Here is a 13,684-nt window from a genome sequence, read left to right as displayed (position 1 = left end):
CTCTGCCTGATCCAAGACGTAAGCGCAAACAGGACACCAAGATGACCCTCGATCTGCTAATTCTCGGCAACGCGCCCATGGTCAAGATGCTTGATCGCGTCAAGCTCGCCGAAGCGAGCGGATACGATACGGTCTGGCTTGCCGATGAAAGGTTTTATCGGGAGGTCTATTCGTGCCTGGGATATTTTGCGCAAAATACGTCACGGGTCAGGCTCGGGCCTTGCGTGACAGACCCCTACGCCAGACATCCGGCGCTGACGGCCATGGCGATTGCAACGCTCGACGAAATCTCGAACAAGCGCGCGATCCTCGGCATCGGTGCCGGCATTTCCGGCTTTGCCGAGCTCGGCATCGATCGCAAGAAGCCCGCGCGCGCGATCAGCGAAGCGATCGAGGTCATTCGCATGCTCCTACGCGGCGAAACCGTCACCTACGACGGAGAGGTCATTCAATTCAAGGAGGGCAAGCTGAACTTCGCTCCGATTCGTGCAGATATCCCGATCTATGTGGCCAGCAACGGGCCGCTCGGCCAACGAACCGCAGGCGCTTGCGCCGATGCCGCGTTCATGGAGGCAGGGGGCAATGCTCCCGAAGTCAAGGCCTTCCGTGCGAGACTGGATGACGGGGCGAGGAAGGCGGGCCGCGATCCCAAATCCGTCAGGCTGATCGTCAGACTCAATGCCTGTATCGCCTCAGACGGTCAGGCCGCCCGTGACACGCTCCGGCCGACGGTTGCAAGATTGCTGGGCGCAGGTCGTCTCAAATTTGAAACGGCCGAAGAGCAGGGGCTTACCTTGCCGGAGGACGCACTCGCCTCGGTTCAGGGCGCCCATTACGCCGCCGGCGTGACGCCTTATCTTCCTTTGCTGCCATATGTGACCGATCGCCATATCAACGCCTTCACTCTGGCCGGCAATGTCGAGGAGGTGACCGCGCGCGTGATCGAGTTGCGCCAAGCCGGCGTCGACGGGATCATCATCATGCCCTTCGCGCCCGAAGGAGGCGCGATCGAGGACACAATCGCCAAGATGGGCTCCGAGGTGTGGCCTGCTGCCCAGGACAAGCAGGGAGCAGGCCATGAGCTTTGATCTTCATCGCCCGGCTACCGTCACCGAAGCCATCGACCTTGCTCAACGCTTTGCGCCGACCGCGCGCTATGTTGCGGGCGGGACCGATACAGTCATCCAGATCAATCGGAAGAAGATCGATCCCGTACATCTGATCGATGTCGCGTGCCTGCCCGGCATGAGCGAAATCACCGAGACCGCCGAAGCGTTAACCCTTGGCGCGCTGACGAGGTACCGCACGATCGAAACCCATGCTGCGTTTCGGGGTAATTTGCGGGCGCTGCTGGAGGCTGCCAGCGTCGTGGGTGGCCATCAGGTACGAAACATCGCAACCATCGGCGGCAACATCGTCAATGCTTCGCCTGCCGCCGACTTTGTGCCGCCGCTGCTCGCGCTCAATGCCAGTCTCGACATAACAGGTCCCGATGGACGGCGCTCTGCCCCCTTACGCGACTTCATCATCGGTCCGGGAAAGACCGGCCTCCTGCCCGCCGAGATCGTCACAAGCATCCGATTTGCCAAGCTTCCAACCCGATCCGCAACCGCCTTCCTGAAGGAAGGACGCCGGCGGGCCATGGAGATATCGGTCGTTTGCGTCGCGGCTTGCTTGACGCTGGAGGCTTCCACATCGCGCTGCGCTTCGGTGCGCCTGGCCATCGGGGCCGCGAGCCCAAAGGCGTTCCGGCCCGAGCAGGCGGAGAGCTATCTCCTAGGCAAGCCCGCCGGCAAGGAAAGCTTTGCGGAGGCGGGCAGGCTTGCGGCAGAGGCGTCCAGTCCGATCTCTGATGTCCGCGCGTCGGCCGGCTATCGCCGTGGTCTTGTCGCGATCATGGTCGAGCGCGCGCTTGAGACCTGTCTGCAACGAATTCGGGAACAGGATCAATGAACCGAACAATTCTCAATATCGTTGTCAACGGCGAGAGCCACCAGCTGCTCATTGAGCCCCATTGGACGTTGCTGCAGGTCTTGCGCAACGAGATCGGCATGATGGGCACCAAGGAAAACTGCCTGGAAGCTGAGTGCGGCGTCTGTACGGTGCTGCTCGATGGAAGGGCCGTGAACTCCTGCATCCTGCTCGCAGGCCAAATCGACGGATGCTCGATCACGACGATCGAGGGGATCGGCGATCCCGAGAATCTGCATCCCCTTCAGGAGGCGTTCATCGAATGCGGCGCCGTTCAGTGCGGATACTGCATCCCGGGAATGATCCTAACGGCAAAGTCATTCTTGGATGAAAATCCGGGCTGCCGACCCTCGCGCGACGAGATCAGGGAAGCCATCGCAGGGACGCTATGCCGCTGTACAGGCTATCGCAAGATCGTTGATGCCGTGGCAACCGCAGCAGACCGCATCGCACTCTCGGGAGAGAAGCAATGAACGCTCATACCCATCGCGTCGCCGGTCGCCGCCTGCCCCGGCGGGATGGTGTTGGCAAGGTTACCGGAAAGCACGTTTATGCTGCGGATTTCAAGCTGCCCGGCATGCTCTACGGCAAGATCCTGCGCAGTGCTCGCGCGCACGCGCTGATCAAGAGGATCGATACCTCGCGCGCCGCTGCAATCGCCGGCGTGCGTGGCATTATCACCGCCGCTGACATCCCGCAGGTCCGTTACGGAGCGGCGGTACGCGATACGACCGTGTTCGCAACCGATCGCGTCCTGTTCATGGGACATGCAATCGCCGCGGTTGCTGCCACCTCCCTCGAAATCGCGGAGCGCGCGATTGAGGCCATCACGGTTGAATACCAGGATCTGCCGGCGCTGTATGATCCGGAGGAGGCGCTCACAAGCGATATCCGCATCCATCCGGATTGGGAAAGCTACAAGGCGCTGCCGATCATTTCGCGCAAAGGCAATATCGCAGGACAAGCCCGTATTCACGTCGGCGAGGTCGAAGAGACCTTCGCCAGGGCTTATAAGGTCTACGAGCATCGGTTCACAACCTCGCTGCAGCATCCAGGATACACCGAGCCGCGGGTTGCGACCGCCGACTGGGACGCCAACGGGATCGTGACGGTCTGGTGCAACACCCAATTGCCGTTTGACACGCAAACGACATTGGCCGAAATCCTCGATCTGCCGGCCGCGCGGGTGCGCGTGACTGTGCCAGGTATTGGCGGGGGCTTCGGCGGCAAGCTGAGGATTGGTGTTGAGCATTTCGCAGCTCTCCTCGCCCGCAAGACCGCGCGCCCGGTCAAGGTGATGTCGACGAGTGAGGAGGAGCTCACAGCGGCACTTCCCCGTCAGGCTTCCGTCGTCCTGCTCAAGACTGCCGTCGACAAAGAAGGGCACCTTCTTGCCCGAAGCGGCAGGATCATCGTGGATTGTGGGGCTTATGCAGGCTCAGGTCCCGGCACAGCCGCAATCGCACTTCAGGTCATGGCGGGTCCTTACAAGACCGGAGCGCTCGCGTTCGAAAGCATCGCTGTCTACACGAACAAGGTCCATTCGGGCTCGTTCCGCGCGCCGGCGGGGCCGATGGCGAATTTCGCGATGGAAAGCCAGATCGACATGATCGCGAAGGATCTCGGCTTGGATGCTCTCGAAATGCGCCTGCGCAACATCGTCAAGGAGGGAGATCCAGGTCCTTCCGGCGAGACGCACACGTCCGTGAGCATTGAGGAATGTCTGCGCAAGGCGGCCGATGCGATCGGCTGGCACGATCGCAATCCCGAGCCTGGACGCGGCAAGGGCATTGCGTGCAGCTGGTGGATGACGACCGGGGGCTCTTCCGGTGTCTATGTCAAGATCAATCCCGACGGCAGTGCGACACTCGTCAGCGGCGCCGTCGAAATTGGCACTGGCGCCCTCACGGGTGCTGCTCAAGTGCTTGCCGAAGAATTGTCCCTTGATCTGACCGACATCAACGTGACAGGTGTCGACACCCAGGCCGCGCCGTTCGACTACGGCGCTCAGGGTAGCCGCACGGCGTTCTCCGTCGGAAATGCGTGTCTGGCTGCCGCTCGTGAGCTACGACGCCAGATGTTCGAGCTTGCAGCCAACCAGCTACAGGCGCCGATCGAGGACATGAAGCTGCAGGACAAGCACGTCGTCGCCGGCAACAAGTCGATTTCGATCGCGGAGCTGGCGCGCATCTCTCGTCTCGCCGGGGGCGGGCTCATCGCGCATGGCACGGCCATTTCGCCCGCGCCAGCCTATGATCCGACACGCGTCAAGAACCATCCGCTTCCCGTATGGAATACACCGAGCTACCATGCCCATGCCGTCGACCTTTCGGTCGATCAAGCCACGGGCAAGGTGACGATCAATCGATATGTCGTAGCCCAGGACGTCGGCTATGCAATCAATCCGACTTACATCGAAGGCCAGATCGAGGGCGGAGTGGCGCAGGGTATAGGTCAGGCCCTGTCGGAGGAGATCGTTTATCAGGACGGGCGCGTCATGAATGCGAACCTGACTGACTACAAGATGCCGACGGCAATGGACGTCCCGGACATCGACAGCATTATCATCGAATGCCGCTCCGCAGCCGGTCCTTACGGCGCCAAGGGCGTCGGCGAGCCACCCTGCATCGAACCACCGGCCGCAATCGGCAATGCGATTGCAGCGGCGATCGGCTGCTGGCCAAATTCGCTGCCGATGACCGCTGAAAAAATTGCTGCTACAATGCGAGCCCGGCACCCATGATCCGCGTCGAGGTCAACATGCATGGAAATCTTCGCCGGTTCCTGCCCGGCGGTGTCGGATCCATTCAGCTTGACCTCCCCGAGGGGACGACAATTCTCAAGGTGATCGACTCCTTGAGCGCCGAGCATGAGGTCTGGCTCGCATCAATTGGTGACACGGTCGTGCCGTTATCGGCTGAGGTCAAGGAGGGGGCTGAGCTCAATTTCTTTCCCTATCTTGAGGGCGGCTAGCAGGAACTCCTTTGTCAGGGAGAGACTGAGAATGTCGACCTACGGCCGCGCCGGCCCTGAAGAGTTCGTTCACGTTAAGAGGCGGTGTCGTGTTCGGCCTTGTGTGAATACGGTGCGGCGGGCTCAAGCAAAGCAGATGTTTTCGCGGCAAGACGCCATGCCGAAAGCAAAGGAGTGTAATACAAATGTCAAACGCGCCCCTTCCGACTTTGTCGATCGTCGGCGGCACTGGAGACCTCGGATCGGGCCTTGCCCGCAGCTGGAGCCGCGCCGGATACTCCGTGATCCTTGGATCGCGCTCGATTGAGCGCGCTCAGGATGCGGTCGCGCTCCTGAAGTCGGACGGGTTCGCCAATGTCAGCGGTGACACCAACGCTGTCGCCGCGGCGAAGAGCGATATTGTTGTCGTTGCCGTGCCGTTCTCCAACTACGAGGCAAGCTTGGCCGAGATCAAGGACGCGGCCAAAGGCAAGATCGTTGTCACGGCGGTCGTGCCGCTCGTGCCGCCGAAGGTGTCTGTTGTTCAACTTCCGAGCGGCGGGTCGGCTGCCCTGGTCGCGCAATCGCACCTTGATCCGAGTTCGCGGGTGGTCGGCGCCTTCCACAATGTTGGCTCACAGAAACTCCATGCCGGAGGCAAGGCAGACTGCGACGTCCTCGTGTTCAGCGACGACCCGGAGGCCCGCAAGGAGGTGATGCTGCTGGCGGATGCGGTGAGCAATCGCGGCATCGATGGCGGTGCGCTCGCGAACTCGGCCGCAGCCGAGGCTCTCACCTCCGTTCTGATCGCGATCAACCGCAAATACAAGGTGAAGGGTGCCGGCATCACAATTTCCGGGCTGACGTAAATGGAAAACCGCAGGGGCGTTCGCGACGATGCTCACAGCCCTCGATCCTCTTGACCGTAAAATCTTAAGCCAACTCATTCGGGATGCCCGAATAAGTCAGTTGGCACTTGCTGAACGTGTCGGTCTTTCGGCAACGTCTTGCGCAAGGCGCGTACTGCAAATGGAGAAAGCCGGGATCATCAAGGGCTACTCTGTCGAGATCGATGCAAACTCGCTTGGTTTTCCCTTGACCGTGATCGTCCACATCACGCTCGACCGCCAAAGTGAGAATGCGCTCAGGGTTTTTGAGACCGAGATCCAGAAGTGCCCCGACGTTATCGCCTGCCATCTGATCTCTGGCACGGACGACTATCGGCTTTTGGTGCTGGCTCGCGACATGGAGGACTACGAACGCATCCATAAGCAGCATTTGTCGCGGCTACCCGGTGTGGCAAGACTGCAATCGAGCTTTGCAATGCGTACCGTCATAAAGCGGTCGATTTCTCCGGCGGCGCTTCATGGCTAGCAAGCGGTCGCGCAGCGGAGCTCGTAATAAAGGCAGGAGACGGTGCAGGCGGTCGCAAACCCGCGTCAGAACGCCTGCAGTATTCCAACCTCAAAGACTTGTCCGCAAGCCTTGGCGGGCGGACGATGCTCAAGAAGAAGTACACGAGATATAAAACTGAGGGGCAGGTCGTCGAGATCGTATTCGAGGTGAGATGCCCACGCGCCAGAAACATGAGAAAAATCCTGGACATGGGCGCCGAAGGAAGGAAGAGCTCGCGATGACGAGGAGCATCACATACACCGCCCTTCCCGGAATTCCTTTGATGGGCCCGGGCGACGATCTGGTTGGCGTCATCGCGGCCGGCGTCAGGAGCGCGGAAATCGCCGTCGCGTCAGGCGACATCTTTGTCATCGCACAAAAAATCGTGTCGAAGGCCGAAAACAGGTACGTCTATCTTGACGACGTGAACCCTTCGGACCGCGCTATCGAGCTTGCGAAGATGGTCGGCAAGGATCCCCGGCACATTGAGGTAGTGCTCTCGGAATCCACCGAGGTCCTCCGCGCAAGGCAGAACGTGATCATCGTTGCCCACCGCCTTGGCTTCGTGATGGCGAATGCCGGCATAGATGAATCCAACATCGAGCAGGATCGCGGCCATCGCGTGTTGTTGCTGCCGGAAGATCCGGATGATAGCTGCCAGCGCCTCAAGGCCGGCCTCGATCGGCGTTTCGGTGTCGATATCGGCGTCATCATAAACGACAGCTTCGGGCGTCCCTGGCGCAACGGCGTTGTTGGCGTGGCGCTCGGAAGTGCTGGTCTTCCTGCCCTTCAGAACATGATCGGCAAGCCCGATCTGTTCGGGCGGCCCATGCAGGTGACGGAGGTCGCCGTGGCGGATGAGCTGGCAGCCGCCGCCTCGCTCGTGATGGGACAAGCGGCCGAAGGCCAACCGGTCATCCATGTCCGTGGATTCTCCTCTCGCGCCCCAATCAATTCGGCGTCCGCGCTGCTGCGTGCGAAAGAACGGGACATGTTCAGATGAACGGGCGGTCACAGTTTGTGCCGACAGAAGGCCGCGTAGTGGCACTCTGCGGCGGCGTCGGAGGAGCAAAGCTTGCTGTTGGATTGCAGCACGTGCTCGGAGAGAGACTGACCGTGGTCGTCAATGTGGCCGATGATTTCGAGCATCTCGGACTCCATATCTCGCCTGACCTGGACACAGTTCTTTATACGCTCGCAGGTCTCAGCGACCCGCAGCGCGGTTGGGGCCGATCCGATGAGACATGGAACTTCATGGACGCTTTGAAGCAAATCGGCGGCGAGACCTGGTTCTTGCTCGGCGATCGCGACATGGCGATGCATGTGGAGCGGACCCGCCGTCGGTTAAGCGGTGAAAGTCTCACAGCCATCTGCATCGATATTGCGCGCCAGCTCGGTATTCGTTCAGCCGTGCTGCCTGTCACCAACGACAAGCTTTCCACCATGGTCGACAGCACGGAAGGCGAACTCGAATTCCAGCGCTATTTTGTCGGACGTCGCTGCGAACCGGTTGTCAAGCAGATCCGGTTCAGCGGAGCGCAAGACGCTTGCCTGAGCGAGGAGGTGGTTGCGTCACTCGATGCCGAGGATCTCCATCTTATCATCATATGCCCTTCCAATCCCTATCTCAGCGTCGATCCGATCCTAGCTGTTCCTGGGATGGCCGAAAAGCTGCGTGCGACCAGCGTTCCCGTTGTGGCCATTTCCCCAATTATCGGCGGTCAGGCAATCAAAGGGCCAACGCGCAAGATAATGGACGAACTTGGCCTCGAGCCGTCAAATGCGGAGATTTCCAGACATTATGCAGGGCTGCTCGATGGCCTCGTCATAGACATCACCGATGCCGCAGGGGCGGGCGACCTCGGGGTCGATGTACACCCAGTACCTACGCTCATGACAGACTTGCAGTCGAAGATCACGCTCGCCGAGCATGCGCTTGCCTTCGGCGATAGCCTTCGCGCAACGCACAAACGGCGGATCAGGCCCCTTCGAAGCGAGGCGCATCATGACAAGACGTGATGCATGGGTGATCATCCCGGCAAAATCGTTCTCGTGCGCGAAGCAGCGGCTCTCGCCCTTGCTGACGCCATCCGAGCGCGCCCTGTTGGCCCGATCGATGCTGGCCGACGTTCTGAGCGCGGCATGCGGCGTGATGAAATTGAACCATGTCGCTGTGGTCACCAGTGCTGAGGACGTCGCTCAAGAGGCCACTCGTGTAGGGGCTGTCGTGATTGATGACGGCGGAGCGGACGGAACAAATGCTGCAGTGGCAGCCGGGCTCGCCGCCATCGAAAGTCGTGGAGGCGAACTCATCCTCGTTCTGCCGAGCGATGTTCCGGCAATCTTGAGCGAGGACGTTTCGACGCTTCTTCAAGCCGCACAAGGCGACGCCGTGGTGATCGTGCCGGCGCCGCGCGATGGCGGCACAAACGCGCTTGCGTTCACCTTGGCCCGACCATTACAGCCGTGTTTCGGCCCCGACAGCTTTGCCCGCCACATCGCTGCAGCCGAGCGCCTCGGCATCGAGCCCATCTTGTGCCGCAATGCAAGGATTGGGCTTGATCTCGATGCTCCCGCCGATCTCTTTGATTTTCTTGACCTGAACACGACCACAGCCACCGATCGCTATTTGCGTTCGATCGATCTGGGGCAAAGGCTGCTCGGGGAAAGCGCCGGCCACAGCGGGCGCACAAGCGTCGATGCGGCGCCCGAGGTTTGCTCGAAACTGGTTGCCCAAAATGGGAAGAGCTCCGCCGGACTGCGGGGAGCGTGAGGAGTTCTGAGAATGGTGGATCGGATGTTCCTGGAATCGCTGAGACAAAGCGACATTTCCGCTTCCGAGGCCCTGTCTCTCGTTAGCGACGTGTCCCTTCACGATCTCATGCGGATGGCGGCATCAAAGCGGGATGAGGCCCACGGCAGAAAGATCTCCTACTCGCGCAAGGTCTTCATTCCGCTTACGCAATTATGCCGGGATGTCTGCCACTACTGCACATTCGCCCATCCTCCCGAAAAAGGGCAGCGCGCCTACCTCACCATGGATGAGGTGCTGGAGATCGCGCTTGCCGGTCGTGAGGCCGGCTGCAAGGAGGCGCTGTTTACGCTCGGCGACAAGCCTGAGCTGCGCTACCGCCTGGCCGAACGTGAACTGCACGAGATGGGCTTTGCATCGACCCTCGCTTACCTCGAGGAAGCCGCGCGCGTGGTTTTCCGCGAGACAGGCCTGTTGCCGCATCTCAATCCAGGCCTGATGGAGGCTGATGACATCGCGGCCTTGCGCAAAGTCTCCATCTCGCAAGGGATCATGCTCGAGAGCGCCTCCGCAAGGCTGTGCGAGCCCGGGGGACCGCATTTCGGTTCACCTGACAAGGACCCTGCAAAGCGGCTGCGGACGATTGAACTCGCTGGCCAGCTCTCTGTGCCCTTCACGACCGGATTGCTGGTCGGTATTGGCGAGACGCCGCTTGAGCGCATCTCCTCGCTGCTTGCATTGCGCAATCTGGACGAACGCTACGGGCACATTCAGGAAGTTATTATCCAGAACTTCAGGCCGAAGCCGGATACCCGCATGAGGCACGCGCTGGCGCCAACAATGGAAGACCATCTGTGGACCATTGCGCTCACGCGATTGCTGTTCCGGTCTGATATGAACATCCAGGCGCCGCCCAATCTCAGCCCGGGCGTACTGGACATGATCTTGGCCGCTGGCATCAATGATTGGGGCGGCGTATCCCCGGTGACACCGGACCATGTCAATCCCGAGGCGCCTTGGCCGCATCTCGCACGTCTTTCCGAGTCCACCGCTGAATGCAGCAAGACGCTCGTCGAACGCCTCGCAGTCTATCCGGCCTATGCGCGTCAGTATGCACGCTGGACTGACACATCGCTGCAGAAGAGCCTGCTCGACCTTGTCGACGGAAATGGCTGGCCGCGTCGGGACGAATGGTGCCCTGGAACGAGGTGCGATCCGCCTGCCGGAGAGCTGGCGATGCTGCGTGAAGAAGCCAACTTGCCCGCGGTCTTAAACGGCAGGTTTCGAAGAATTATCGCAAAGGCTCAATCTGGGACACGACTCGAAGAAGCAGAGATCGTGTCGCTGTTCGAGGCCGAGGAGCGCGATTTCTCGGCCGTGTGCCGCGCTGCCGATGAGCTGCGCCGCTCCGTCAATGGCGATGCCGTTAGCTATGTCGTCAACCGCAACATCAACTACACCAATATCTGCTACTTCAGGTGCCAGTTCTGCGCGTTCTCGAAGGGGAAACTCGCCGAGAACTTGCGCGGGCGGCCCTACGATATTTCGATGGATGAGATCGAGCGGCGCGCCCGCGAAGCCTGGGAGCGCGGCGCCACCGAGGTCTGCATGCAAGGCGGCATCCATCCCGCCTACACCGGCGCGAAGTATCTTGAGATTTGCCGGTCCGTAAAGCAGGCCACGCCCGACATGCATATCCATGCGTTCTCGCCGCTCGAGGTGTTCCAGGGCGCCAAGACGCTCGGGAGTTCGGTTGATGAGTTTCTGCGCGAGTTGAAGGACGCCGGTCTTGGCACATTGCCCGGGACTGCTGCAGAAGTCCTGGATGACGAGGTGCGCGCGATTCTGTGTCCCGACAAGATCAACACCGCGCAATGGCTGCAGATCATGGCAGCGGCCCATAGAACGGGATTGCGCAGCACCGCAACGATCATGTTCGGCCATGTTGACCGTTACGAGCATTGGGCAAGACATCTGTTGCGCATCCGGGATGTTCAGGCCGAGACCGGTGGCTTCACTGAGTTTGTCCCATTGCCGTTCGTCCACATGGAAGCCCCGATCTACTTGAAAGGGCGATCGCGCAAGGGGCCGACCTTCCGCGAGGTCGTTCTCATGCATGCGATCGGACGGCTTGTCTTCCACACGAAGATCTCCAACATCCAGACGTCTTGGGTGAAGCTCGGCGAAAAAGGCGTTCGCGCCTGCCTTGAGGCTGGCGTGAACGATCTCGGCGGCACGCTCATGGACGAGACGATCTCGCGTTCAGCCGGTGCCCAGCACGGCCACGAGATGGCTCCAAAGCAAATGGAAGATCTCATCCGTGCGATGGCGCGCCTGCCGCGCCAACGTACGACACTCTATGGCGATGTTGCTGATGATCGTTATCTCGCCTCGCTGAATCCGCCAGAGCTCAAACCGATTGTTACTGGACTGGACGACCATCGCCGTGGGGGAGGCGCCCCAGGGCCCCCTGCTCTTGAAATGACGTAGCGAGAGCGCGGACGTCCCAAGCGAACTCCAAATGATGCCGAGATGCGTCGTCGCGGAAAGCTTGACGCAGATTTTGATTTGTGATCACATATCTTAGATATAGGAGGAAGCCCGGAGTGAGCTGCATCATCGCACCAGCGCACGCTTTCGGCCGGGCGTTGATCGCCCAACACGTTTCGGTCGGCCGGCGCTTCGCGCTGTTGTTGGGCGTGGCACTCCGCTCAAGCTTGATCCGGGCGGTCGACGCGCTGTGCCGCAAGGCTCATTGGGTCAACCGTTCCGCCGCCTTTGAGTTGGTGGCCCTGCCTTGCGCGCCATCCCAGTGCACCCTTGGCGTGATCGATATCAGTCGATCACGAGGAGCAGGAGCATCGTCCCGCTTTAGCTCCCGCGATTTCGCATTTTTCGGGGCCCGCACTCACCTGAACCGCGCAGAACTGCTGTCCAGAGAGCCTACCGGTGGCCAAGGCCGCGAAAGCGGATCCAGCAAGCAGGAGAATCTGCCCTGGTTATTAGACCAGAGGCCGATGAGGTCGCCAATCTGAGGGGGTCCCCAGCGACCAATTTCACGACCACACCACCCAGGAGCATTCATGCCGACTATAGATGAAGACCGAGCAGCCATTTTGAAAGTGCACCGCGACTGGTGGGCCGCCAATTACAAGTGGGATATCCCCTTGATGCGAGCTTGCTTTCCGAGTGGCGCCACGTTCTTGAATTTCAACCTCAGCGGTGATCCATATTTCGGCCGGGAAGAACTGACCGCCTTTTGGGAGTGGTTCAAGGACACGCCACGATACAAGCCTGCGGTCATGCACATCTGGCGTCTGGATGTCCATGGCGACATGGCTTACCTGCTTTGCGAAGGCAATTTCGAGACCGTCGAGAAACCGGACCAGTATTTGCGCAGCACCGAGATCTACGTGCGCAATGACGGGGAGGGAAAGCCGGAGTGGAAGATCTGGCACTTCCACTGCTCGGAGATGGCGCCGCAGGATAAGATTCGGCAGCCGTTCGGCGATAGCTATGCCAGCCGCGGTGTGGGCTATCTGCCCCCCAGTTTCGGCAAGAGCTTCTCTGTCACGGACGATCAAAAGCCGTAACCGAAAGCGAGCGCCCTGTCGGGGCTGGCAGCGCATCCTACTTCCGGCGGGACGGACTGATCCCGCCGGTGCTGCAAAACATACAGAGCCGATCTTCCAGCTGAAGTTGCTGTCCGACGTGCCCGCCCGGAAGCGGACGGACTTTCGATGCTTGAGCTTGGCTGGAATCGAAGAGCGATCCAAAAATTGAGCGTCCTTTCGGCCGTTCAGGACACCGTGCCCGAGGAGGATTCATGAGGCGGCTCACGATCAAGCGACCGGTTGGTACGATTGCCGTCTCTTACCATGGCGAGACCAATGCGAGCAGGCCGCCAATCCTGTTCGTGCATCCCATCAATCTTCAGGGCGCGGCGTGGGCCGAGATCGTACCGGCGTTCGCCGACCGGTTCACGATCGTCCCTGACATGCGTGGATTTGGTGACTCGCCGCCGGCCGAACAGTACGACCTTGCGCGCTGGGCGCAGGACTGCATCGACGCCGTCGACCGGGCGGGCGTCGACCGCTTCCACGCCATCGGCGGTTCGCTCGGTGGAGCGATTTCGCTCTATCTCGCCGCCGCCGAACCCAAACGGGTCATCTCGGTTGTTGCGGTAGGCAGTCAGCTCTACTCGCGAGATCCTGACAATGCAGCGGTGCTATCCACCCTCGAACATCACACCGTCACCGAGATGTTCGAGCTCATCCTGCCGAAATATGCGCTGGGCCCAAACGCGTCTGCCGAAGTGGTGGCCAAGACCATGGCGCTGCGCAATCCGAACGGAAAGGACGACGTCCGTCGCGTGTGGCGAGCGGCATGCGCGGCCGATATCCGCGCACAGGTGGCTAGCGTCAGCTGTCCCGTGACGGTTCTGACCGGCGAGTTCGATCTTACCTGCACTCCCGCGGCCGGCGCAGAAATGGCAGCCTCGCTGCATGCTCCGCACGTTGTCCTGCCAGGCATCGGTCATTTGCCGATGCTGGAGGATCCGCCCGCTTTGATCGCTGCGATCAAGGCGCACCTCAAGCGCGTGGAGTTCTGAAG

At 60.6% G+C, this 13,684-nt stretch carries 14 protein-coding genes; all 14 read left to right on the top strand.

Going from position 1 to position 13,684, the window contains the following annotated elements; translation table 11 throughout:
* Positions 1–41: 41 nt before the first annotated feature.
* The 14 genes from QSV46_RS06330 (at position 42) to QSV46_RS06265 (ending at position 13,682) form a co-directional block, all read left to right on the top strand.
* Entirely contained in the window at positions 42–1,088 is a 1,047-nt protein-coding gene (locus QSV46_RS06330) for an LLM class flavin-dependent oxidoreductase (RefSeq protein ID WP_314948088.1), read from the top strand.
* On the top strand, positions 1,078–1,953 hold the full coding sequence (locus tag QSV46_RS06325; RefSeq protein ID WP_314948086.1) for a xanthine dehydrogenase family protein subunit M: 876 nt from the start codon (positions 1,078–1,080) through the stop codon (positions 1,951–1,953). The genes QSV46_RS06330 and QSV46_RS06325 overlap by 11 nt, the downstream gene beginning before the upstream one ends.
* Complete coding sequence (locus QSV46_RS06320) at positions 1,950–2,444, top strand: (2Fe-2S)-binding protein (protein ID WP_409997150.1); 495 nt, start codon at positions 1,950–1,952, stop codon at positions 2,442–2,444. The genes QSV46_RS06325 and QSV46_RS06320 overlap by 4 nt, the downstream gene beginning before the upstream one ends.
* Entirely contained in the window at positions 2,441–4,714 is a 2,274-nt protein-coding gene (locus QSV46_RS06315) for a xanthine dehydrogenase family protein molybdopterin-binding subunit (protein ID WP_314948083.1), read from the top strand. The genes QSV46_RS06320 and QSV46_RS06315 overlap by 4 nt, the downstream gene beginning before the upstream one ends.
* Positions 4,711–4,944 (top strand): MoaD/ThiS family protein, encoded by a 234-nt coding sequence (locus QSV46_RS06310; RefSeq protein ID WP_314948081.1) that lies wholly within the window; start codon positions 4,711–4,713, stop codon positions 4,942–4,944. Before QSV46_RS06315 ends, QSV46_RS06310 begins: the two co-directional genes overlap by 4 nt.
* A gap of 185 nt (positions 4,945–5,129) precedes the next feature.
* On the top strand, positions 5,130–5,792 hold the full coding sequence (npdG, locus tag QSV46_RS06305) for an NADPH-dependent F420 reductase (RefSeq protein ID WP_314948079.1): 663 nt from the start codon (positions 5,130–5,132) through the stop codon (positions 5,790–5,792).
* A gap of 28 nt (positions 5,793–5,820) precedes the next feature.
* Positions 5,821–6,297 (top strand): Lrp/AsnC family transcriptional regulator, encoded by a 477-nt coding sequence (locus QSV46_RS06300; protein WP_314948078.1) that lies wholly within the window; start codon positions 5,821–5,823, stop codon positions 6,295–6,297.
* Positions 6,298–6,556: 259 nt separating this feature from the next.
* Positions 6,557–7,321: a coenzyme F420-0:L-glutamate ligase gene (gene cofE / locus QSV46_RS06295; RefSeq protein ID WP_314949240.1), complete on the top strand. Its 765-nt coding sequence runs from the start codon at positions 6,557–6,559 to the stop codon at positions 7,319–7,321.
* Complete coding sequence (gene cofD, locus QSV46_RS06290) at positions 7,318–8,337, top strand: 2-phospho-L-lactate transferase (RefSeq protein WP_314948076.1); 1,020 nt, start codon at positions 7,318–7,320, stop codon at positions 8,335–8,337. Before cofE ends, cofD begins: the two co-directional genes overlap by 4 nt.
* The gene (gene cofC, locus QSV46_RS06285; protein ID WP_314948074.1) at positions 8,324–9,091 is read left to right on the top strand and encodes a 2-phospho-L-lactate guanylyltransferase; all 768 of its coding nucleotides are present in this window, start codon (positions 8,324–8,326) and stop codon (positions 9,089–9,091) included. The genes cofD and cofC overlap by 14 nt, the downstream gene beginning before the upstream one ends.
* A gap of 12 nt (positions 9,092–9,103) precedes the next feature.
* Entirely contained in the window at positions 9,104–11,560 is a 2,457-nt protein-coding gene (gene cofH, locus QSV46_RS06280; protein WP_314948072.1) for a 5-amino-6-(D-ribitylamino)uracil--L-tyrosine 4-hydroxyphenyl transferase CofH, read from the top strand.
* Positions 11,561–11,676: 116 nt separating this feature from the next.
* The gene (locus tag QSV46_RS06275) at positions 11,677–12,105 is read left to right on the top strand and encodes a hypothetical protein (protein WP_314948070.1); all 429 of its coding nucleotides are present in this window, start codon (positions 11,677–11,679) and stop codon (positions 12,103–12,105) included.
* A 48-nt stretch (positions 12,106–12,153) separates the two neighbouring features.
* A complete protein-coding gene (locus QSV46_RS06270) occupies positions 12,154–12,663 on the top strand; it encodes a YybH family protein (RefSeq protein ID WP_314948068.1) in 510 nt (169 codons plus the stop codon).
* Positions 12,664–12,896: 233 nt separating this feature from the next.
* Positions 12,897–13,682: an alpha/beta fold hydrolase gene (locus QSV46_RS06265; protein WP_314948066.1), complete on the top strand. Its 786-nt coding sequence runs from the start codon at positions 12,897–12,899 to the stop codon at positions 13,680–13,682.
* Positions 13,683–13,684 lie beyond the last annotated feature (2 nt).

The organism is Bradyrhizobium cosmicum, assembly GCF_032290525.1.
GTDB lineage: Bacteria > Pseudomonadota > Alphaproteobacteria > Rhizobiales > Xanthobacteraceae > Bradyrhizobium > Bradyrhizobium cosmicum_A.
Note: the sequence above shows the minus strand (reverse complement) of the source record. Positions and strands in the feature narration are given on the sequence as shown.